This is a genomic window from Enterobacter cloacae complex sp. 2024EL-00227 (genome assembly GCF_043945315.1).
GTDB lineage: Bacteria > Pseudomonadota > Gammaproteobacteria > Enterobacterales > Enterobacteriaceae > Enterobacter > Enterobacter roggenkampii.
This window is the reverse complement of the sequence record NZ_JBIMQP010000009.1, coordinates 142323-163534: the sequence shown is the minus strand read 5'-3', so window position 1 is coordinate 163534 and position 21212 is coordinate 142323. Positions and strand designations below refer to the sequence as shown.

The following is a 21212-nucleotide window of genomic DNA, read 5'->3' as shown; positions in this document are numbered from 1 at the left end:
CGTGAATTCACCAAATGGTTCATAAACGGTTTGATAAAAACGAATTCACCCGTACTAATCATCAATCTCACCGCATTTATTACCCAACTGGTACATACCCGACACGGCGGCGGGATCTAAAGGAGAGAGAAATGGCATTTGGCAGCGCGCCACGTGGAATACCGCGTATTCTGCAGTGGCTTCTTGCCGGACTGATGATGCTCATCGGTCTGGCGGTCGGCGGGTTGGGCTTTAAGCTCGCCACCGTAGGCGGGAGTAGTTACTTCCTGATAATGGGCGTGGCAATGGTGATTGCCGCGATCCTGATTTTCCTCAACCGCACCAGCGGGATCATGCTTTACGGCATCGCGTTTATTGCCTCGCTGTTCTGGGCGGTAAGCGATGCAGGCTGGGATTTCTGGCCGCTCTTCTCCCGCCTGTTTACCTTTGCCGTGCTGGCGTTCCTGTGCGCCATCGTCTGGCCCTTTCTGCGTGCGGCAAACCACACTGCACCAAACAAAGCCCCCGCTTTTGGCGTCGCGGCGCTGCTCGCGGTGGCCATGCTGGTCAGCCTCGGCTGGATGTTTAAGCCGCAAACCCTTGTGGCAGCGAACGAGCCCGTGCCTGTGAAACCCGTCGCACCCGGCGAGCAGCAAAAGAACTGGGAGCACTGGGGCAACACCACCCACGGCGACCGCTTCGCCGCGCTGGATCAGATTAACAAGCAAAACGTCAGCTCGCTGAAAGTCGCGTGGGTTGCGCACACCGGCGATATTCCGCAGAGCAACGGCTCGGGTGCGGAAGATCAGAACACGCCGCTGCAGATTGGCGACACGCTGTATGTCTGTACGCCGTACAGTAAAGTGCTGGCGCTGGACGTGGATTCCGGTAAAGAAAAATGGCGTTATGATTCGAAAGCCACCGCGCCGAACTGGCAGCGCTGCCGCGGTCTGGGCTACTTTGAAGATCATGAAAACGTGACAGCGTCACAGACCGGAACATCGCCAGCGGCATGCCCTCGCCGCCTGTTCCTGCCCACCACTGATGCCCGTCTGATTGCCATTAACGCGGATAACGGCAAGGTCTGCGACGACTTTGGCGACCACGGCACCGTGGATCTGAGCGTCGGCATGGGTGAGATTAAGCCCGGATATTATCAGCAGACCTCCACGCCGCTGGTAGCCGGAAACGTCGTTGTCGTCGGCGGTCGCGTCGCGGATAACTACTCGACCGGCGAGCCGCCGGGCGTGGTCCGCGCCTACGACGTTCACACCGGTAAGCTGGCCTGGGCGTGGGATCCGGGTAATCCGAACCTGACCGGCCTGCCGCCGGAAGGCCAGACCTACACCCGCGGCACGCCGAACGTCTGGTCAGCGATGTCCTACGACGCCAAACTGAACCTGATCTACCTGCCAACCGGCAACGCCACGCCAGACTTCTGGGCGGGCGAGCGTACCGCGCTGGACGATAAGTACAGTTCCTCCATCGTCGCCGTCGACGCGGCCACCGGCCAGGTCCGCTGGCATTTCCAGACCACCCACCACGACCTGTGGGACTTTGACCTGCCTTCCCAGCCGCTGCTGTACGACCTGCCTGACGGCAAGGGCAGCACCACGCCTGTGCTGGTGCAGACCAGCAAGCAGGGCATGATCTTCATGCTTAACCGCGAAACCGGCAAGCCGGTGGCGAAGGTCGAGGAACGCCCTGTCCCGGCGGGTAACGTTGAAGGTGAACGCTACTCCCCAACCCAGCCGTACTCTGTTGGCATGCCGATGATTGGCAACCAGACGCTGACCGAGTCCGACATGTGGGGCGCGACGCCAGTCGACCTGCTGCTGTGCCGCATTCAGTTTAAAGAGATGCGTCATCAGGGCGTCTTCACTCCACCGGGTCTCGACCGTTCCCTGCAGTTCCCTGGCTCACTCGGCGGGATGAACTGGGGCAGCGTCTCCGTTGACCCGAACAACAGCCTGATGTTCGTCAACGATATGCGTCTGGGTCTGGCAAACTACATGGTGCCGCGCGCGAACGTGGCGAAAGATGCCAGCGGCATCGAGATGGGGATTGTCCCGATGGACGGCACGCCGTTCGGCGCGATGCGCGAGCGCTTCCTGTCGCCGCTGGGCATTCCGTGCCAGAAGCCGCCGTTTGGCACCATGTCGGCCGTTGACCTGAAAACCGGCAAGCTGGTGTGGCAGGTTCCTGTTGGCACGGTGGAAGATACCGGCCCGCTGGGCATTCGCATGCACATGCCAATCCCGATCGGCATGCCGACGCTTGGGGCATCGCTCTCGACCCAGTCTGGCCTGCTGTTCTTTGCCGGCACCCAGGATTTCTACCTGCGCGCGTTTGATACCGCCACCGGGAAAGAGATCTGGAAAGACCGCCTGCCGGTCGGCAGCCAGTCCGGCCCGATGACCTACGTGTCGCCGAAAACCGGTAAGCAGTACATCATCATTAACGCCGGTGGCGCCCGCCAGTCGCCGGATCGCGGTGATTACGTTATCGCGTACGCGTTACCCGATAAGCAGTAACAAATGAAAAAAGGGACCGAAAGGTCCCTTTTTTTGCCCGGTGGCGCTACGCTTACGCGGGCCTACAAATACAAGTAGGTCGGGTAAAGCGAAGCCGCCACCCGACAAAACACGCGACTCAGAACGTCTCCCAGTTATCCCCCGAAACTGTCGCCGCCGGGCGCAACGGCGCGCTCGTCGCCACTGGCGCTGACGCCACCGCGCGGTTCGGCTTCGCACCGCTCAGACGAAACGCCCCAACCGCCTCGGTCAGACGCGCGCCCTGTTCTTCCAGAGACGCCGCCGCCGCGGAGGCTTCTTCCACCAGCGAGGCGTTCTGCTGGGTCACTTTATCCATCTCCGAAATCGCCTGGCTCACCTGGACGATACCGCGACTCTGCTCATCGGACGCCGCGGCAATCTCCAGCATGATGTCGGTCACGCGCTTCACCGCTTCGACGATCTCATTCATGGTGTTACCGGCGGCAACAACTTCACCGGACCCCTGATCGATCAGCGAAACCGATTCGTTGATCAGGCTTTCGATCTCTTTTGCGGCATTCGCACTGCGGCTTGCCAGGGTGCGCACTTCACTGGCCACCACGGCAAATCCGCGCCCCTGTTCACCCGCCCGCGCCGCTTCTACCGCCGCGTTAAGCGCCAGGATATTGGTCTGGAAGGCAATGCTGTTAATCACGGCGGTGATTTCAGAGATCTTCTTCGAGCTGCTGGAGATATTGCCCATGGTTTTCACCACGCCGGAGACCATCTGGCCGCCGCGGGTGGCTTTCCCGGAGGCATCTTCCGCCAGCTTGCTGGCATGATGGGCGTTATCCGCGTTCTGCTTCACCGTCGCAGTAAGCTGTTCCATGCTGGCGGCGGTCTGCTCGATGGCGGCAGCCTGCTGCTCGGTGCGGGAAGAGAGATCGGTGTTACCGGCAGAGATCTCGCTGGTGCCGCGGTAAATCTCCTCCGCCCCCTGACGCACGGTGCCGACCGTTTTTTCAAGCGAGTGCTGCATGGTTTGCAGATCCCGCGTCAGGCGGCCAATTTCGCTGCGCCCGGCCACGTCGTCCGGCATCGTCAGGTCGCCCTTAGCGATATTCTCGATACGTTTCGCTGCCCGCTGCAGCGGATTGATTACCGTGCGGCGCAGCACGACAAAGGTCATCGCCGTCAGCACCAGCGCCAGCGCAAACGCGCCCACCATAAACATCAGACCCAGCTGCGTGCGGCTGTGCGCCTGCGCCGTTAGCGCATTGGCACGGTCGGTACGGATCTTAATCGCCTTCAGCAGTACGGCGTTGTACGCGTCATCCAGCGGACGCGCCGTTTCGTTTTCGTGATTGATGATCGCCTCGAACATGCCGTTTTTGGCGAATTTCACCATCGGCTGCATGCCCGCGATATAGGCGTCATACCGGGTCTTAAGCTCCGCATCCAGCGCTGCGCCCTCGGCGGTACGCACGGCGCGATTCATGTAGGCGGTAAAGCTCTCCTGGGACTGCTTAATGCGCGTTTCCGCCTCGCTGATGTTCTGCTTCATCGCATCCATCTCTGCGATACGGCTTGCCGCACCGGCGTGGATCAGATTGATACGCGCGGTTCGCAGATGGTTTGAGCTGTTCGACAGCCCCATACGCACCTGAATTTCGGATGTGACATCCTGCTGATCGTTATCGGCCTGCAGCAGGAAATACCCTGCCAGACCCGAGCTCAAGGCAAACAGAAGAATAATGCCACCGAGAATGGAGGAAAACAGCGGAACCAGCCTGATGTGATGCAAGAAGCCCAGCTTGCGCTGCGCCAGCATCGAAGTAGTGTTGTCCATGACCGTCGACTCTCTTGTAGGTAAGATGCGTAAAAACACGCCTGTTAAATAGTCATCGGCACGGCAGAGATTTAGATTACGGCTAAAAACGCCGCACTGGTCACACTTTAGAGAAGATTATTAAAGAAATGCCAGCGGCGAAAAACCGCTGGCAGAAGAGTTACTTGTCGCCGAAATGGATAACGGTACGGATGGATTTTCCTTCGTGCATCAGATCAAACGCCTCGTTGATCTGTTCCAGCGGTAAGCGATGGGTAATGAACGGATCGAGCTGAATCTTGCCGACCATGGCATCTTCAACCATACCCGGAAGCTGGGTACGCCCCTTCACGCCGCCAAACGCGGAACCACGCCATACGCGCCCGGTGACCAGCTGGAATGGACGGGTTTTAATCTCCTGACCCGCACCGGCGACGCCAATGATGATGCTCTCGCCCCAGCCTTTGTGGCAGCACTCCAGCGCGGAACGCATCACGTTGACGTTGCCGATACACTCGAAGCTGAAGTCCACGCCGCCGTCGGTCATCTCAACGATGACGTCCTGAATCGGCTTCTCGTGATCTTTCGGGTTCACGAAATCGGTCGCGCCCATTTCACCCGCCAGCCTGAATTTCTCCGGGTTGGTGTCGACCGCAATGATACGACCGGCCTTCGCCTGCACCGCGCCCTGAATCACCGCCAGACCAATGCCGCCGAGACCGAACACCGCCACGGTATCGCCCTCTTTGACTTTTGCGGTGTTATGCACCGCGCCAATACCGGTGGTCACGCCGCAGCCCAGCAGGCAGACTTTATCCAGCGGCGCCTGAGGGTTCACCTTCGCCAGCGAGATCTCCGCGCAAACGGTGTATTCGCTGAAGGTGCTGGTGCCCATGTAGTGATAAACCGGCTCGCCGTTGTAGGAGAAACGGGTCGTCCCGTCGGGCATCAGCCCTTTCCCCTGGGTGGCGCGAACGGCCTGGCAGAGGTTAGTTTTGCCGGATTTACAGAACTTACACTCGCCACATTCCGCAGTGTACAGCGGGATCACGTGATCGCCCGGCTTCAGGCTGGTCACACCCTCGCCCACTTCTACTACAATCCCGCCGCCTTCATGGCCGAGCACCGCCGGGAAGACGCCTTCCGGGTCGTCGCCCGAGAGCGTAAACGCATCGGTATGACATACGCCGGTATGGGTGATTTTGATCAGCACTTCGCCTTTCTTCGGCGGTGCCACGTCAATTTCAACGATTTTGAGCGGCTGGCCGGGGCCAAATGCAACTGCAGCGCGAGATTTCATATGTCTTCCCTTCTTGTCAGGTATGTGGATTTATTTTAGATAAGAGCGCAGTAAATGGCCGACTTCCGCCATGCGAACGGCACGCTGATCCGGCGTGGTTTCCCCCGCTACCAGCTCATCTTTGAGGTGAATTTCAACCATTTCGCCCATCAGGCCATTGGCAGCCCCGCGCACGGCGGCAATTTGCTGCAGGATGGCCAGACAGGGGTCGCCCGACTCCAGCGCGCGTTCCAGGGCATCAACCTGGCCCCGAATGCGGCGGACGCGGGTAAGAATACGTTTTTTATCTTCGGGTGAATGCGGCATACGCCCTCCTGATACTATAGAGGAGTATTGTATCTTTCAACGCAACTTTATGTAAACATTAAGTTTTATATGGTTATCAGGCATTTACGCGGTATACACAAAAGGCACTATCGGACATAAAAGGACTTTTTACTGCCCCTAAATCATCTTTTGCCCCCAAATTTGCCCCAAAAAGCTGTTCAACTTAGCTCTTCACATCACCGGATTATCGTCAAATTTCATTGTCCTCATGTCACTCAATGGACTGACCCCGCCCCGGTAGACGATCCTGCCCTATAGTTTGAGATAGGAGGAGCGTATGGGCACACCACGATTTACACCTGAATTTAAGAAAGAAGCCGTCCGTCAGATAACGGAACGCGGTTATTCCGTCACCGAAGTTTCTGACCGGCTGGGCGTTTCAGCACACAGTCTCTATAAGTGGTTGCGGGCTATCAAACACGATAACAGCGAGCAGCATGCCCGTGATTTACTGGAAGCGAAAAGCGAGCTCCTGAAGCTCAGGACCCAACTGAAGCGCACTGAAGAAGAACGGGACATTCTGAAAAAGGCGGCGCGGTACTTTGCAAGGGAGCCCGACTGAAGTACCGCTTTATCAATGAGCACCGCACTGTATGGGGTGTCATGACGATGTGTCGGGTGTTGTGTGTTGCCCGGGCCAGGTTTTATGCGTGGCTGCATAACCCGGTCTGCGCGCGGGATAAAGATAAACAGCGTCTGCTGACACTTATCCGTGACTCCTATTCATTGAGCGGAGGCGTATACGGAAACCGCCGGGTTCATGGCGATCTGAACGAAATCAGGGAAACCTCTGTAAAAACCGGGTGGGCCGTATTATGCAACTGAACCGGATTAAAGCCGTGCGCGTCTGTAAAGCTCCGCATCGTATCGCTGGCAGACCTTCAGTGGTTGCGCATAATCGTGTGCAGCGGCAGTTTACCGTTGTCTGGGCCAATCAGGTCTGGGTCAGCGATATTACTTATATTCGCGCCTGGCAGGGCTGGCTGTATCTGGCGGTGGTTATCGCTCTCTTAGCCCGTAACGTGGTTGGCTGGTCGATGAAGCCCACTCTCTCTCGCGAACTCGCGTTGGACGCTCTGATGATGGTCGTTTGGCGTCGAAAACCGGACGGCGAGGTTATCGTACATAAAGATCAGGGCAGCCAGTATGGTAGTGACGACTGGCAGCGCTTCTACCGGGCCAATAACCTGGCGCCGAGCATGAGCAGGCGTGGCAACTGCTGGGATAATACGGTGGCCGAATCGTTCTTCAGTTCGCTGAAAAAAGAACGGATCAGAAAACGCATACATAAAACCAGGGATCTGGCCCGGGCGGATATCTTCGATTACATTGAAGTGTTCTGCAACCGGGCCCGACGCCACAGTCATCTCGGCGGCGTCAGTCCGGAGGCCTTCGAACAGGCCTCATCGTGAGGACAGAATTTGTCCACGGCATAGGGTCAGCCCAAACAGAACGCCTGCTTCCTTCGCAACTAGCCTCACAATCGTGATTGTTTAGCGAACATAACTTATAGCAGTTTCAGCACACACTGACATATGTAGTGTTTCTAAAGGCTGAGTAATATTGATGCTAACTTATTTATTTTTATCTTTAAATTCAATAGGTTAATCAATAACCCCTTAGCATTTGCCACACAACAAAGAAATTTGAGAAAATCTCTTTTTTTACTGCCAGTAAACAGCATTTGTTATACACTCAAGTCGAGTGTAAATCATTCCTAAGGAATCAACCAAGGAACGGTTCAAACATGCAAGATGCCACGAGTTTCATACACTCATCCAACGAGATGAAAACGATACAATGAAAATAATTTCACTTACTGCAAAAAACACCCATTCGAACCTTGAGATACTGCCTGTACAGTTCGATAACCTGTCCCTTCTGGTAGGAGCATCAGGAGTAGGTAAGACACAGATACTCAATGCAGTTCGAGACGTCTCCCGGATCGCGAGAGGGTTCGCTGTTGGAAGTTTTAAGTGGGAGCTCACTTTTGAAATAGATAACTGCACCTATTTTTGGGCTGGTGAAACTGACAAGTCTAAAGACAACTCGTTTCAAGCAAAAGCAATGGGTGGTTTTTGGGGTTTTGACCAAAAAGAGAACAGGCCAGATGTTGTTAATGAAATCATCAAAAAAAATGATGTGGTTCTAATAAACCGTGATGGACTCGACATCATTTTTAAAGGCAAAAAAACAGTAAAACTTTCTTCTAAGGAAAGCGTTATACACTCACTTAAGGAAGAGGATGATATTAGAAAAATTCATGAAGCATTTTCTTCTGTAATAACTACAACTGATCTCGAAATGCCACGCTTTCCCGGGTTTTATGGTGTACCTAAGAATAAGCCAACTCATTTCGATAATCTTAATGCACTTCGAAACTCAAAAAGACCTTTTATCCAAAAGCTTTATTATTGCCAAGAGTTTTTTGCTTCTGATTTCGAAGAAATAATTAATTCCTATATGGATATCTTTCCTTATGTTGAAGATGTTGCCATTGACAGAGTGTCTGTTGGCCATTCTGACGATGAGGAAGAATACTTTCAATTCATTCTTAAAATAAAAGAGCGCGGGATCAATGAATGGGTGTTCCAGCATGATATGTCTTCAGGTATGTTTAAAACCCTATACCACATTTCATGCATTTTCCTTTCATCTGACGGATCTGTATTTTTGATTGATGAATTTGAAAATGGGTTCGGTGTAAACTGTATTGATGATGTCACAAAAACACTTATTTCATGTGGCAGAAACATCCAATTCATTATCACTAGCCATCATCCATATATAATCAATAATATACCCGCATCAAAATGGAAGATAATTTCTCGTAAAGCGGGCAGGATTTCTGCGCATGATCCATCTGAGTTTTCGCTGATGAAATCAAATCATGAATCATTTACTAAACTCATAAATCTTAGTATCTACCAAGATGGTGCTGATAGATGAGACTCTATATTCTTGTCGAGGGTAAGCAAACTGAACGTAAAGTTTATCCTTGTTGGCTGGCCCAACTTGCTGCTCATATGCAACAGGTTGAGTCACCTGATCTGGTACTTGAAAATAATTATTTCCTCATCAGTGGTGAGGGTTATCCTCGACTCTTAGACGTGTCCCTACAAAACAGTTTGAATGATATTGCTCAAAATGGCAATTATGATATGTTTTGGATAGTTTTAGACTCTGATGGCGAGGATGTTGAGGCAAGGGCAAATGACATTTATGAGCGTATATCTGATTTGAATATCGACATTAAAGATTGTTCGGTAGAAATTATAATGCAAAACCCTTGTATTGAGACATGGGGTTTAGGCAACAGAGGTGTAATTAGCTTAAACCAATTACATGATGAATTCAATGAGTGCTTCCATTTTTATGATGTAGCGTCAAATGATCCTGAGTTGATGACAAAACCTGATAATTTCATTGGTACTATTGCTAACTATCATGAATATTATATAAAAAACATGTACAAGCAAGTCAGAATGACTTACAGCAAAAACAGACCAATCGCACTAACCAGCAGCAATACGCTAGAACAAATAATCAAAAGAACGAATGATACACCAGATCATTTACCATCATTTAAAAAATTCTTTGATTTAGCGAGTCAACTCTAAACGTTAAGCCTGCATCGCAGGCTTAATTTGTTTATAGATTTTATTAGTTGTGTTAGTTAACATTAACAATCATACAAACATACCCCCTCCACTCTCCGACATATCTAGTGAAGCACATTTATAATTAATTTTGTTTTTTCAGTCTGGATAAGATTAATATAACCCCCTCTTAAAAATAAATTATTCATTCCGAAAGTTACCAATATGCTTTCTATAGCTACCCCAGTTAAAATTCACCCACAAACCACCATGCATAGTCAGCCGAACCATAATCCGTACGCCCAGGACGCGCTCCAACTCACCGTGGTTCAAGATACAGGACAGGTTCATATCCAGCGCACCTGACGGGCTAGGGTGATTTTGTACCCCCAAAGCCTAAGGCTGGAGATCGAATAATCACCCTTTCACACCTGCGCTTGATGCGCTGCGTGCAAAATATGCGCTCACTGGCCATTTGCCGGAAACGGAGATCGTTCATCATTTCAAGGAGTACGGAAGAACAGAAATTCAGAAACACCGCTTCGTCTTTCTGCCTGGCCTGAAAACCAAAAAACCGGGCCATTATTTTTCAACACAATCGATCACTGATCGCTGGGATGCTTCAGTAAAAAAATCCGTTATCCGCAGACGTACGCCTTATCAGTCACGACACACATATGCATGCTGGTCTCTGGCCGCTGGCGCAAACCCATCGTTCATCGCCAGCCAGCTCGGGCACGAAGATGCAGAAATGGTCTACCGGGTGTATTCAGCCTGGATCAAGGAGTTTGACGGCGAGCAGGTGGAGCAGTTGAATGAGCGGTTAGGGTTTGCCCCCAATACGCCCCCGGAAGGAAAAATCATAAAAATAAACGAGTAAAAACAGCAATCTGAGAGCACCACCCTTTACTATAGAGGGGTATTGTATCTTTTAAAGATGCTTTATGTAAACCTTATGTTTTCTATGTTTATCAGCCAGTTACTTAACATGTTAAAAGTTTCGTTACGCAACTCTTTTCTCTCTACCCTATTCGTGACATCAGATAAATAGTGTCGAGGTATCTTAAAGTGATTTTCTGCTGCCTGAATTAAATACCCGGCGACAGTCCTGGAAGATGATGAGGTGTCAAGATCTGAATACTATTCAGAACAACGCAAACCATAAACTCGCTAAGCTGGACGTTTTTGTGTTAAATGGTGGCATCAATCAGCAGGTGATTATTGTGAAATTTTTTTGGCTAATTTTAAAACTCATAACAGCATCACTTTATGTGTTCCTGGTAGTTTTTAGTTCTGGATTTGTAGGTTCGAGTACAGCCAATGCAATTAATCTTGAAACACTTAACCTAAACTATGGGTTAATTGCAAAGGATTCGGCGGTATACGCAATCTGCGCAACTGGTGCGACATTGGTTGTGCCACCTGTCTTATATGTAATTCAGCATTATGTCTGGCCTGTACTGAAGTTTATCGGCCTGAAGATTCGCTACTTCTTTCATGGATACTAAAACTTCGTAGGGTTTTAAACGAAGGCAATAACCCATCGCCAGATGCTTGATGAGCAGGGTTAACTGACTGTAGGTTAGGTATTCAATACGCCTAATAACGAAGCAAAATAAAAAAGCGTAAAGTCCCATCCTGATAAGCCGATAAAAATAGGGTCTTTTTTTTAATATAGGGATATTACATGCGTAAACTCATCTCCTCCATTGGGCTCATAGCAGGTATGGCTGTAGCCACACCCGCGGTTCACGCCAGCACGTTGACACAAACGTTAACCCGCTGCGACTCAACCTTTTTCAACGAGATTTATCATCAGCGAGCCAAACTCAGCCGCGTAGCCCCCTTAACGCTTAACAAGCATTCGCAGGCCTGGTTCAAAGCACCTGAAGACGGCAATCGCACCATCTGGTTTGCTCAACCGCTGCATGAATTAAATCTGACGGTATCGGGATATTACCTGCAAACCAGCAATCTCGATGAAATCAATTACGGTAAGTACTATTACTGGGGACTCATTTTCAAAGAGTCACAAGAAGAAGTGATGTCCAGACTTGATCATTTGTCCTGGAAAAAGGCGGGAGATGATTATGTTTCTCAGATGATGATTAAAATCAACCCAAACAGTGACTGGGAAGACAACGCGCAGGCGGTGTCAGGTATTGCTCCGGCAAAAGAAAGTACCGAAAAGCTGTTAATGCTCAGCAAAAGCAAAGACGGGACATTATTGCTCTGTACCGTTCAGGGAAATGTAACGCCTGACATGCTGACGACATTACGACCTGATTTATCCGCAGGGGATGCGAAATGAAAAAGCTAACATGGCTGTTATTACTTATGCTGACAGGTTGTACCGGGACAAGTAAACCCCAGCCCCAGTCTCCCCCCAAGCCACCGGCAGGCGTCATAAAAATCCTTGAAGATAAAAGAATTGCTTCGTATATCGATTTTCGGGTGATTTCAACTTATCAGGGTAACGATCACTTACGCCGCTTTTATTTCATCAATAACTACGCCGAGAAGACACTCATTATAAAAAATCCTCCCGTCTACATAGCGAGCTCACGGGCAATCGACGTGATTAACTGCGACAAAAACCAGCGTGCCGTTATGGCGCGAACCTATTTTTCGAAACCGTTCGCGGAAGGCGATGTCGTACATGTGACACAGGATGTGGGACAATGGGAAAGTTACCCGAAAGACTCTCTTTTTGGGATAATAGCGGAAAGCATGTGCAGTATTCCCGTTGAAAAACTCAAGCCAGAGCCAGCGAAAGATAATCGAAAACCGTTACTGGATGAATAAAATCTCCCGGAGCTAAGTTTCTATGGACAGACTCACTCTGCTCTACATGAAAGCGCGGGTTGGGCTGTCCGCTAACAAATAGCCTGCCGTTAAATTAAAGATCCGTTACTGACCGTCCTTTCTGCCGGGCGGCACTGCGCTTACCCGGCCTACCGTCCCCTGGCAGCCTGCGCCAGCGTTTGCAGTTCCTCCTTCAGCCAGCGCGTTGCGCCCCGCTGGCCGCTGCGTTTATGCGAGTAAATTTTCACTTCAAACGTGCGTATCGAGAACGGTAAAGGAAAAATCCTCAGGCCTGCTGCCGCAACCAGCTTCTCAGCGGCGTATCGAGGGATGGCCATCAGCAGGTCGCTTTCCGCTACGATAAACGGTGCGCTGAGCATCGACGGCGTTTTGATCGCGATTTGTCGGGTATAGCCCAGTTGTTCCAGCCGCACGTCCAGAACGCCCTGCTTCTCATTCCATGGCGTCACCACCAGGTGTCGGGCCGCGAGATACTCCTCCAGCGTCAGACGCGTCCGGCGCGCGTTGCTGATGACCACATACTCATCTTCAAACCAGTCGATCTCTTCCAGCTCCGGGTGCCGGATATCATCCTGAGTGCTGAACCCCAGCGCCAGATCCACCTCGCCCGCCAGGAGTTCCGTCAGCGCCGGGCTGTGAGGCAGATAGCGCAATTCGAAACGCAAGCCCGGGGCCGCAAGCTGCAGCCTGTGCATCAGCGCCGGGAAAATGCACAGCGCGGTAAAGTCCGTTATCGCAATTTGTAAGCACTCCGAACTGCTGGCTGCATCAAACTCCGGCTGCGGGGTCAGCTCATGATTCAGGAACGAGAGTGCGGAAGCAATGGAAGGCGCAAGCTGAGAGGCATACACGCTGGGGGACATGCGGTGCCCTTCGCGGAAAAACAGCGGGTCATTCAGGGTGGCACGCAGACGCGACAGCGCATGGCTGAGCGCGGATGTGCTCATCGCCAGCTCGTCAGCGGCCAACCGAACGGAGCGGTGGCGGTAAATCGCGTCGAAAACGGGCAGCAGGTTTAAATCAAGACGTCTCAGGGCCGGATGCATAATATTCATCATTTGTTGATTTCATTGCACTTAATTCTTCAGACAATACGCCGTATGCTTAACGCCATCAATCAAGACGCACGCTAAAAAGCAGGTAAAACAATGAGCATCACCCTTCGCCAGGCACGCCCCGAAGATGCGGCGGCCATTTACGCCATGATTTACGAGCTGGCGGTGTATGAAAAAGCCCCGGAAGAAGTGGTTACCACACCGGAGGAGATCCGGGAAACGCTCTTTGGCGCAGGTACTAAAACCGAAGCGCTGATCGCGGAGTGTGAAGGCAAAATCGCCGGCTATGCCGTGTTCTTCACCAGCTATTCAACCTGGCTTGGCCGCAACGGGATTTATATGGAAGATCTGTATGTTTCCCCAGCTTATCGCGGCCTGGGGGCGGGAAAAGCACTGCTGAAACATATCGCCCAGCTCGCCGTACAACGGCAGTGCGGTCGCCTTGAATGGAGCGTGCTGGACTGGAACCAGCCCGCCATCGATTTTTATCTGAGCATTGGCGCGCTGCCGCAGTCCGAATGGGTGCGCTACCGTCTTGACGGAGAAGCGTTGCTCAAATTTGCCGAATAGCGGCACGTCATACCCGAGAAGATCCCGCCCCGCGGGATCGCGCTTTCCTGCGTCGATCCCGTCTCAACAGATTATGAATTTATGCTACCCTTCCATAAATTTCATAAACATAGTGCAGAACGCCATGACGACAGCCCCTTTTATCCGCCCTCAACTCACCCTGCCAAACGGCGCTGACAAACTGCTGCTGCACTCCTGCTGCGCCCCCTGCTCCGGTGAAGTGATGGAGGCTATCCAGGCGTCGGGCATTGAGTACACCATTTTCTTCTATAACCCCAATATCCATCCGCAAAAGGAATACCTCATTCGTAAGGAGGAAAATATTCGCTTTGCGGAAAAGCACGGCGTGCCGTTTGTTGATGCCGATTACGACACCGATAACTGGTTTGAGCGCGCGAAAGGCATGGAATGGGAACCCGAGCGCGGCGTCCGCTGCACCATGTGCTTCGATATGCGTTTCGAGCGTACGGCGCTCTATGCGGCAGAAAATGGATTCAGCGTCATCAGCAGCTCGCTGGGGATCTCCCGCTGGAAGAACATGCAGCAGATAAATGACTGCGGCCAGCGTGCGGCGGCGCGCTATCCGGGTATGGTGTACTGGGACTATAACTGGCGCAAACAGGGCGGATCCTCACGCATGATTGAGATCAGCAAGCGGGAACAGTTTTACCAGCAGGAATACTGCGGCTGCGTTTATTCGCTCAGGGACAGTAACCTGCACCGTAAGTCACAGGGCCGCCCGCTGATCCGCATTGGGAAACTGTTTTACGGTCAGGATGACAATGAGAAATAACGGGTTCCGGGTATAGAGATATATCCGAAAACTGCCCTTTCAGGTGCCGAATTTAGCCTTTCGTCTGCCGTATCCACAAAGAGCGGCTATCCTTTAACTATCAACAAAAGGAGGCAAAAATGTCTGATTTCGGTACTGATAAAAACACCCAGTTTGCTGAAGATAAAGCAAAAAATAAATTTGATGAACTTGCAGGTTCAGCGCAGCAGCAGTTTGGTGAATTCGTTGATTCACCAAAACATCAGATTAAAGGTGCTGCTAAAAAATATGCCGCTCAGGCCAGCGATGCCGTTTCCGATGTCACTGAAGCCGTCAGAAACAATCCCCTCACCGGCCTCGTTGCCGCGGGTGCAATCGGTATTGTTCTCGGCTTGTTGCTGGGCCGGAAATAACCCAGGGCCCTTCGGGGCTTTATTTTTTCTTAACTAAACAACCTGACCATGCGGTCTAACTCCTCCTCTTTCACGGCGCGCGATAAATAATATCCCTGAAAGTTCTTGACGCCCAGCTCGACTAATTTCTCAAACTTTTCTTCACTATCAACCCCCTCTGCAATACAGTCCGTTCCGGTCATGTCGCTGTAAACCTGTATCGCTTTAATCAAATTATAGTCATTGTCGTTTGCCACAAAATGCTCAACGATGTCCCGATCCAGCTTAAGCCCATCGAAATGCACCTGGCGCACCGGGAACATGGTTTGATGGTTAGAGAAGCAGTCATCCAGGAACAATCGACACCCCGTATTGCGTAAATGCCGCATGGTTTCAGGGATCCTTTTGTCCTTCGTCACGTCAATATCTTCTGCAAATTCAAAAACCAGCTTTTCGGCCCACTGCGGTTTGAGCAGCATGCCGATGGCTTTCCGTGCCATATCAGGCAAAGCATTCCCGGACGCCAGACGAGGCGGAATATTCACTGAAAAATAGTATTTCCCGTTATACTTATTAATACCTGAAACGGCGGCATGGATGACCAACGCCGTAATTTTCAGCCAGATTTCATGATTGGAAACATCCGTTAAAAAACTGGCAGGCTTGACAATTTTACCGTTTTTATTCCAGCGAATCAGGATTTCAAACCCAACCCCTTTTTTATCTCGATCGGTAATAATCTGATATGCCGGGAATATTTCCCGATTACGTAACGCATTAAAAATTTCGGCTTCTTTTTCCGTGAACCCCACTTTTTGACGCGGGTGTTTATCAGGTTTATCTGCTTTAAAATTGTGCGGATCGTGTAACCAGCGCTTAATTAAACGTAATTTAAGCACACCTTCCTTTCGGTGGGTGTAAACCGTTTTATTCGATAACCCCATTCTATCGCACATTTCCTTTACGGACATACCACGATAGAAATTTAATAAAACGTCAATCTCTCTTCTTGTTAACCACTTTAGATTTTCTTCAGAGCCAATATCCATGTAGCGTTCGCGTAATACTCGAGAACGATCCTTAAAGCTTTTGTAATGGGTATTAAAACAGCCTACTATGTCCGAAACGCTGGCAACGCGAATCAATGATAATTGATAACTGTTATTTAAAAGACTGCCCAGCGTGCGGTACAGCCAGCCGCCAGGAATATCACCATACAGGGTGACATGCCGAATAACGGGGAGTGCATTGAGTACCGAGGCCAGTCGCTTCAGGCTTTCCAGGAGATTGACGACACCTTTCCCGAGGAACACCACGATATGGGCATCCTGATTTTTAAGGATATTTTCAACATCCTGTTGGGATGCCTCATCTCCGTTAAAGTGAATTTGGGAAGCGTGGATCCCGTACTTATTGAGGATCGAACAATACCCCTGAAATGTGAAGCCGCAGGCTGAGATGACAAATTTATGTTCATCGCAAACCCCATTTTTGAGAGACATTTTTTGGGTCATAACCTGCTCCTGGGCACCAAAGCGCCATTTCTGTTTGAGTATGCATAAAATTTATTGCATGTGTTGCGTAGTATAATTTTACAGTAGCACCCAGGGTTAAGAAACTGTTATCAGCCTAATTCACCGGAACATCTTTGCGTTAATCACAAACGTTTAACTATACTTTTCTTTTCAAATAACCACGGCAAATATTTTATTCTCAGGGTATAATGAAAATTCCGAAAAAGAAGACTGGACACTTCATCTATCGGCTCATTCAAATACGAGAAAAATGCTATGGATAATCATATCTCATCCAGGGCCTTGCTACATCGAAGGGATGTCATAAAGAGCAATCCACGATTCGGTGAGGCAATATTAGAGCACTACACAATTAATGACACCATCTACAAAAAACAACCTTTGTTCTACAAGACAATGCTACAGGAATCACGGTTCAACATTATTCTCTCCATGTGTTGTTTTATTTTTGGCAATCAGGCCGAGTCAGTTTCTGAAATTAAAGAGTTATGTTCTCGCTATAAGATAGCCAGCCCCAACAGCGTTATTGCGATCATTACGATACTCAGAACCACCGGGCGCATCAGGACCTGGCGCTGTACGGAAGACAGACGAAAGACGAGAATCGCGCCAACCGAAAAAGGCCTGAATGAACTAAAGCGTTATATGTCCGGCGCTTTTTTGCCCGTCAGCATTCTTTATCCGACATTTAATATTAATGTAAACCTGCTGGACAATGATATTTTGAGAAGTAACTTCTTCCGCCGCGCGGCAGAATATCTTTTTCGGGGATTAACGTTCAGAAAGGTTTTGCCTGAAGTAGGATTATTTATTGATAAAGATGGTGGCCGTATGATTATGCTTTATCTTTACCTGCAGGCTATGAAAAACAAATCCGCCCATGGCGCCGTTATTGACTATTCAGCCAGCACGCTCGCAAAAGAATTTTTTGTATCGCGCATCCACGTCAACCGGATTATCAAATCAGCTCAGGAGGCGGGCTATCTGAAAGATCGGGGTGATGGTCGGCTATCGGTCTATCCGGCGTTTATCGAACTCGTCGAAAACTATGCCGGATTATATTTTGCGTATGTCACGCATTACATCAACGTGGTTCCTAAAGAGCGACGCCACGCTCACAACGTGACGTCAACCGTATAATTCACCAGGCGTTCGGTGTTCCGAACGCCCTTCACCTATCGTTCCCGCAGCGCCTCTTTTGCCTTGTTCAGCGGTTTCAACAGATAATCCAGAATGGTTTTGCTGCCGGTTTTAATATCAACGGTGGCAATCATGCCCGGAAAGACCGGAAATTCCTGACCCTGCTTATTGGTCAGATGGTTACTGTCGGTACGAATATAGACGCGATAGTAATAAACATCTCTTTTCACCTCATCCTGCAGGGTGTCCGGCGAAATCATGGTTACTTCCCCTTCCAGCCCGCCGTAAATGGAGTAGTCATAGGCCGTCACTTTCACCAGCGCCTTCTGGCCGGGATGGATAAACGCCACATCGCGCGGCGAAATTTTCGCCTCAATCACCATCTGATCGTCAAGCGGAACCAGACTCATCAGCTTGCCGTTCGGCGGGATGACGCCGCCCACGGTCGTGACGTCAATATCCTTTACGATCCCGCGAACCGGCGCATTGAAAGTCAGTCGGGTCAGGGAGTCTTCCCGACCCTTCATCACCGAACGCTGGGCTTCAATCTCCGCATTGGCTTTCGCCAGCTCTTCACGGGCGCGGACGTAATACTGGTTTTTCATCTCGGTGATTTTATTCTCAAGCTCATTTTTTTGACGCTCAAGACGCAGCACCTCCACCTTGCTGGCCGCCCCCTGGGTCACCAGCGGACGAGTCAACGACAGCTCGCGTTGCACCAGCTCGGCACCCTGACGTAAACCAGCCAGCCCCTTTTCAAGGCTCTCGCGACGGGACTGATAGAGCGCCGTTTCCTGCTTAACCAGCTCAACGTCGTCATCCAGCTCCTCGGGAAACGTCAGCTCCGTGTCGTTAACTTCGGCCTTCAGGCGTGCCGCCGTGGCCAGCGCCGCATTCAGACGCGACTCGCTCTCCAGCACGCTCGACTCGGTTTTTGTCCGATCGAGCTGCGCGAGCTGCTGGCCGCGCTCGACGATGTCGCCTTCGCGCACCATCAGGCTGTGGATAATGCCGCCTTCCAGGGACTGGATGACCTGCTCATGAGAAGACGGTATCACCTTACCGCTGCCGGTCGTCACCTCATCAAGTTGGAACAGGCTCGCCCAGGCGATAAACGCCGCCAGCAGGGCGAACAGCGACCATGCCACCAGCGTGGCGCGCGGAAGGCGCGGCTCTTTCAGTCGGCTATTAAAACGGGAGAAATCATTCATGCCGCGCCCTCCTCTGCAACCGCCGCCGGTTTCATGGTCACGGTGCGCTGTGTTGTCTTTTGCGGCGCCATGCCGTGCTGGTGCAGGATGGCGTCGCGCGGGCCATCCATCACCACCTTGCCGTTTTCCAGCACGATGATGCGGTCGACCAGGTCCAGAATCGGCAGGCGATGCGTCGCCACCACCAGCGTCCGGCGCTTACCCAGCCATGTGTGAAGATGCTGAATAAACTGCTTCTCGCTCATTTCGTCCAGCCAGGCGGTAGGCTCGTCCAGCAGCAGAATAGTCGGCGAGGTGATCAGGGCGCGCGCCAGCAAAAGCGCCTGTCGCTGACCGCCGGAGAGGCCCGTTCCGCCCTCGTTGATGATAGTGTTCAACCCCATTTTCTGTTTGCGCACAAACTCCAGCGCGCCGCTGTTGACCAGCGCCTGGTGAATCTCATCGTCAGTCGCCAGCGGGTTACCCATCAGGATGTTGTCCCGCACGGAGCCAAAGAACAGCCGGGCCTGCTGGCTCAGCAGCTGCATGTCGCGACGCACGTCGGCCGGGTCGAGATGGTTAAGGGCAATATCGTCCAGCAGAATGCTGCCCTGCTGCGGCTCCTGCATGCCCGCCAGAAGCTGTAGGAGCGTGCTTTTGCCGGAGCCATTGCGCCCGAGCACCGCCACGCGTTCTCCGGCGCGGATCTGCAGCTTGCTGATGTTGAGCACGGTGAGTTTCTCTTCCTCGTCGTAATAAAACCCGACGTCCTCAAGCGCATAGTCGCCGCGCAGGTGGGCTTTGTGCACCTTCTTGCCGTGCTGCGGATCGTCAATCGGCCGCTGCATCAGGTCGTCCAGCCCCTTGCGGGCCACTTTTGCAGACTGCCAGCGCGAGAGCACGCCTGAGATCTGCGACAGCGGCGCAATGGTCCGCGACGCCAGAATCGAGGTGCCCACCAGCGCACCGGTGGTCATGTCGCCGCTGATGACCAGATAGCAGCCCACCAGCAGCACCACCGCGTAAACAATCGACTGTACCTCCTGCGTCCAGGTGAGCAGCAGGCCCGTCAGCCAGCGCTGCTTCATGCCGACGCTGGCGGCGACGTCGTTGGTGTTATTCCACTGGTTCTGGAAACGCTGCTCGGCGCGCATCAGCTTGATGTCTTCAATGCCCTGCACCGCTTCCACCAGCGTGGCGTTACGAATGGCGGATTCACGCATCCCTTCGCTGGAGAGTTTCCCCAGCGGGCGCTGCACCAGCAGGCCCGGAATAAGCAACAGCGGCACGGCGAGCAGGACCACCAGCACCAGCGGACCGCCAATCATCCACAGAATGAAGACGAACAGCAGGAAGAACGGCAGATCGGAGAGGGCCGCAATGGTCGTCGAGGTGATCAGCTCGCGCACCGACTCCAGCTCGCGGATCTGCGCGATAAACGATCCGGTTGATTTCGAGCGCGCGCCGTTTTTAATCCGCAGCGCGTGGGCAAAGACGCGTTCAGAGATGCGCAGATCGGCGCGCTTCCCCACCACATCAGAAATGTGCACACGCAGCATGCGCATGATGAATTCGAACACGATGGCAATCATCACGCCGCCGAACAGCACCCACAGCGTGGCTTCTGACTGCGACGGTACCACCCTGTCGTAGACCTGCATGGAGAAGACCATGCCGGAAAGCGCCAGCACGTTGGCGACCAGCGCCACCAGCATAATGTCGCCGTAGCGTCGCCAGTCCTTCAGCGCCAGCTGCCAGAACCAGTTTTTTTCATACGGTTTGATGTAGTCATCCACGCGGGCATCCGGCGTGGACTCGAGCGGGCGCAGCACCATCAGGCCCTTTAATCGCGACCCGAGCGCCTCGCGCGTCAGCGTCGTCTCCAGGCCGCCGTCGCCGCTGAACTGCAGGCTGACGTTGCCTTCGTTGTCCATGCGGTTGATCACCGCAATCTGCCCGCCGGTGAATTCTGCCAGCAGCGGCAGGCGCCACGGATCGAGGGATGCCGCTTCTGCCGCCACCACGCGCATCCCCAGCCCAAGCTGGCGCGCCATCTCCTCCAGCACCAGCTGGCGCGGCGACTGGCTTTCATGGTTAATCGTGACCCGAACGTGCTCCACCGAAAAGTCCAGCCGGTAGTGCTTCGCGATGATGAGCATGCCCTGCAGCCAGGGTTCGTACTGTGGATGTGTCTTCATAATCTC

18 protein-coding genes and 1 pseudogene are annotated in these 21212 nt (G+C 52.1%); 12 read left to right on the top strand and 7 right to left on the bottom strand.

The window, feature by feature from the left end; genetic code table 11:
- Positions 1–131 precede the first annotated feature (131 nt).
- On the top strand, positions 132–2513 hold the full coding sequence (locus ACHH0Z_RS16765) for a glucose/quinate/shikimate family membrane-bound PQQ-dependent dehydrogenase (protein ID WP_045410109.1): 2382 nt from the start codon (positions 132–134) through the stop codon (positions 2511–2513).
- 118 nt (positions 2514–2631) lie between these two features.
- Here ACHH0Z_RS16765 and ACHH0Z_RS16760 read toward each other — a convergent pair whose 3' ends face one another.
- The 3 genes from ACHH0Z_RS16760 to ACHH0Z_RS16750 form a co-directional block, all read right to left on the bottom strand.
- Positions 2632–4323, bottom strand: a complete 1692-nt coding sequence (locus tag ACHH0Z_RS16760) for a methyl-accepting chemotaxis protein (protein WP_045410107.1) — start codon at positions 4321–4323, stop codon at positions 2632–2634.
- A 160-nt stretch (positions 4324–4483) separates the two neighbouring features.
- A complete protein-coding gene (locus ACHH0Z_RS16755; RefSeq protein ID WP_021242543.1) occupies positions 4484–5602 on the bottom strand; it encodes an S-(hydroxymethyl)glutathione dehydrogenase/class III alcohol dehydrogenase in 1119 nt (372 codons plus the stop codon).
- Between the two features lie 30 nt (positions 5603–5632).
- Complete coding sequence (locus ACHH0Z_RS16750; protein WP_021242544.1) at positions 5633–5908, bottom strand: metal/formaldehyde-sensitive transcriptional repressor; 276 nt, start codon at positions 5906–5908, stop codon at positions 5633–5635.
- A gap of 298 nt (positions 5909–6206) precedes the next feature.
- Between ACHH0Z_RS16750 and ACHH0Z_RS16745 the strand changes: the two are divergent.
- From ACHH0Z_RS16745 to ACHH0Z_RS16715, 7 genes and pseudogenes are all read left to right on the top strand, one after another.
- A pseudogene (locus ACHH0Z_RS16745) lies at positions 6207–7341 on the top strand (IS3 family transposase).
- Positions 7342–7729: 388 nt separating this feature from the next.
- The gene (locus ACHH0Z_RS16740) at positions 7730–8878 is read left to right on the top strand and encodes an AAA family ATPase (protein WP_045410102.1); all 1149 of its coding nucleotides are present in this window, start codon (positions 7730–7732) and stop codon (positions 8876–8878) included.
- A complete protein-coding gene (locus ACHH0Z_RS16735; protein ID WP_045410099.1) occupies positions 8875–9549 on the top strand; it encodes a hypothetical protein in 675 nt (224 codons plus the stop codon). Before ACHH0Z_RS16740 ends, ACHH0Z_RS16735 begins: the two co-directional genes overlap by 4 nt.
- A gap of 454 nt (positions 9550–10003) precedes the next feature.
- A complete protein-coding gene (locus ACHH0Z_RS16730; protein ID WP_072050679.1) occupies positions 10004–10408 on the top strand; it encodes a site-specific integrase in 405 nt (134 codons plus the stop codon).
- A gap of 307 nt (positions 10409–10715) precedes the next feature.
- Positions 10716–11036, top strand: a complete 321-nt coding sequence (locus ACHH0Z_RS16725) for a hypothetical protein (RefSeq protein ID WP_127913782.1) — start codon at positions 10716–10718, stop codon at positions 11034–11036.
- A 179-nt stretch (positions 11037–11215) separates the two neighbouring features.
- Positions 11216–11839: a hypothetical protein gene (locus tag ACHH0Z_RS16720; protein ID WP_395149555.1), complete on the top strand. Its 624-nt coding sequence runs from the start codon at positions 11216–11218 to the stop codon at positions 11837–11839.
- Complete coding sequence (locus tag ACHH0Z_RS16715; RefSeq protein WP_226881244.1) at positions 11836–12333, top strand: surface-adhesin E family protein; 498 nt, start codon at positions 11836–11838, stop codon at positions 12331–12333. The genes ACHH0Z_RS16720 and ACHH0Z_RS16715 overlap by 4 nt, the downstream gene beginning before the upstream one ends.
- A gap of 149 nt (positions 12334–12482) precedes the next feature.
- Here the strand turns inward: ACHH0Z_RS16715 and ACHH0Z_RS16710 are convergent, their stop codons facing one another.
- Entirely contained in the window at positions 12483–13412 is a 930-nt protein-coding gene (locus ACHH0Z_RS16710) for a LysR family transcriptional regulator (protein WP_045410092.1), read from the bottom strand.
- Positions 13413–13502: 90 nt separating this feature from the next.
- Here ACHH0Z_RS16710 and ACHH0Z_RS16705 point away from each other — a divergent pair, with 90 nt between their 5' ends.
- From ACHH0Z_RS16705 to ACHH0Z_RS16695, 3 genes are all read left to right on the top strand, one after another.
- Positions 13503–13979, top strand: coding sequence for a GNAT family N-acetyltransferase (locus ACHH0Z_RS16705; RefSeq protein ID WP_008502292.1), 477 nt, complete (start codon positions 13503–13505; stop codon positions 13977–13979).
- 124 nt (positions 13980–14103) lie between these two features.
- Positions 14104–14772 carry an epoxyqueuosine reductase QueH gene (locus ACHH0Z_RS16700; protein WP_008502293.1) on the top strand — a complete coding sequence of 223 codons (669 nt, stop codon included), beginning with the start codon at positions 14104–14106 and terminating at the stop codon, positions 14770–14772.
- A gap of 119 nt (positions 14773–14891) precedes the next feature.
- Positions 14892–15164 carry a YqjD family protein gene (locus ACHH0Z_RS16695; protein WP_045410090.1) on the top strand — a complete coding sequence of 91 codons (273 nt, stop codon included), beginning with the start codon at positions 14892–14894 and terminating at the stop codon, positions 15162–15164.
- A 29-nt stretch (positions 15165–15193) separates the two neighbouring features.
- Here the strand turns inward: ACHH0Z_RS16695 and ACHH0Z_RS16690 are convergent, their stop codons facing one another.
- The gene (locus ACHH0Z_RS16690; protein ID WP_045410087.1) at positions 15194–16657 is read right to left on the bottom strand and encodes an EAL domain-containing protein; all 1464 of its coding nucleotides are present in this window, start codon (positions 16655–16657) and stop codon (positions 15194–15196) included.
- 276 nt (positions 16658–16933) lie between these two features.
- Here ACHH0Z_RS16690 and ACHH0Z_RS16685 point away from each other — a divergent pair, with 276 nt between their 5' ends.
- A complete protein-coding gene (locus ACHH0Z_RS16685) occupies positions 16934–17818 on the top strand; it encodes a hypothetical protein (protein ID WP_032663545.1) in 885 nt (294 codons plus the stop codon).
- 35 nt (positions 17819–17853) lie between these two features.
- Here the strand turns inward: ACHH0Z_RS16685 and ACHH0Z_RS16680 are convergent, their stop codons facing one another.
- Positions 17854–19029: an HlyD family type I secretion periplasmic adaptor subunit gene (locus tag ACHH0Z_RS16680; RefSeq protein ID WP_021242553.1), complete on the bottom strand. Its 1176-nt coding sequence runs from the start codon at positions 19027–19029 to the stop codon at positions 17854–17856.
- On the bottom strand, positions 19026–21206 hold the full coding sequence (locus ACHH0Z_RS16675) for a type I secretion system permease/ATPase (RefSeq protein WP_045410085.1): 2181 nt from the start codon (positions 21204–21206) through the stop codon (positions 19026–19028). Before ACHH0Z_RS16675 ends, ACHH0Z_RS16680 begins: the two co-directional genes overlap by 4 nt.
- Positions 21207–21212 lie beyond the last annotated feature (6 nt).

What these genes read in the sequence shown, in the direction of transcription:
- ACHH0Z_RS16765 (WP_045410109.1), top strand. Translation starts at nt 132, where the DNA reads ATGGCATTTGGCAGCGCGCCACGTGGAATACCGCGTATTCTGCAGTGG.
- ACHH0Z_RS16760 (WP_045410107.1), bottom strand. Translation starts at nt 4,323, where the DNA reads ATGGACAACACTACTTCGATGCTGGCGCAGCGCAAGCTGGGCTTCTTG.
- ACHH0Z_RS16755 (WP_021242543.1), bottom strand. Translation starts at nt 5,602, where the DNA reads ATGAAATCTCGCGCTGCAGTTGCATTTGGCCCCGGCCAGCCGCTCAAA.
- ACHH0Z_RS16750 (WP_021242544.1), bottom strand. Translation starts at nt 5,908, where the DNA reads ATGCCGCATTCACCCGAAGATAAAAAACGTATTCTTACCCGCGTCCGC.
- ACHH0Z_RS16740 (WP_045410102.1), top strand. Translation starts at nt 7,730, where the DNA reads ATGAAAATAATTTCACTTACTGCAAAAAACACCCATTCGAACCTTGAG.
- ACHH0Z_RS16735 (WP_045410099.1), top strand. Translation starts at nt 8,875, where the DNA reads ATGAGACTCTATATTCTTGTCGAGGGTAAGCAAACTGAACGTAAAGTT.
- ACHH0Z_RS16720 (WP_395149555.1), top strand. Translation starts at nt 11,216, where the DNA reads ATGCGTAAACTCATCTCCTCCATTGGGCTCATAGCAGGTATGGCTGTA.
- ACHH0Z_RS16715 (WP_226881244.1), top strand. Translation starts at nt 11,836, where the DNA reads ATGAAAAAGCTAACATGGCTGTTATTACTTATGCTGACAGGTTGTACC.
- ACHH0Z_RS16710 (WP_045410092.1), bottom strand. Translation starts at nt 13,412, where the DNA reads ATGATGAATATTATGCATCCGGCCCTGAGACGTCTTGATTTAAACCTG.
- ACHH0Z_RS16705 (WP_008502292.1), top strand. Translation starts at nt 13,503, where the DNA reads ATGAGCATCACCCTTCGCCAGGCACGCCCCGAAGATGCGGCGGCCATT.
- ACHH0Z_RS16700 (WP_008502293.1), top strand. Translation starts at nt 14,104, where the DNA reads ATGACGACAGCCCCTTTTATCCGCCCTCAACTCACCCTGCCAAACGGC.
- ACHH0Z_RS16695 (WP_045410090.1), top strand. Translation starts at nt 14,892, where the DNA reads ATGTCTGATTTCGGTACTGATAAAAACACCCAGTTTGCTGAAGATAAA.
- ACHH0Z_RS16690 (WP_045410087.1), bottom strand. Translation starts at nt 16,657, where the DNA reads ATGACCCAAAAAATGTCTCTCAAAAATGGGGTTTGCGATGAACATAAA.
- ACHH0Z_RS16685 (WP_032663545.1), top strand. Translation starts at nt 16,934, where the DNA reads ATGGATAATCATATCTCATCCAGGGCCTTGCTACATCGAAGGGATGTC.
- ACHH0Z_RS16680 (WP_021242553.1), bottom strand. Translation starts at nt 19,029, where the DNA reads ATGAATGATTTCTCCCGTTTTAATAGCCGACTGAAAGAGCCGCGCCTT.
- ACHH0Z_RS16675 (WP_045410085.1), bottom strand. Translation starts at nt 21,206, where the DNA reads ATGAAGACACATCCACAGTACGAACCCTGGCTGCAGGGCATGCTCATC.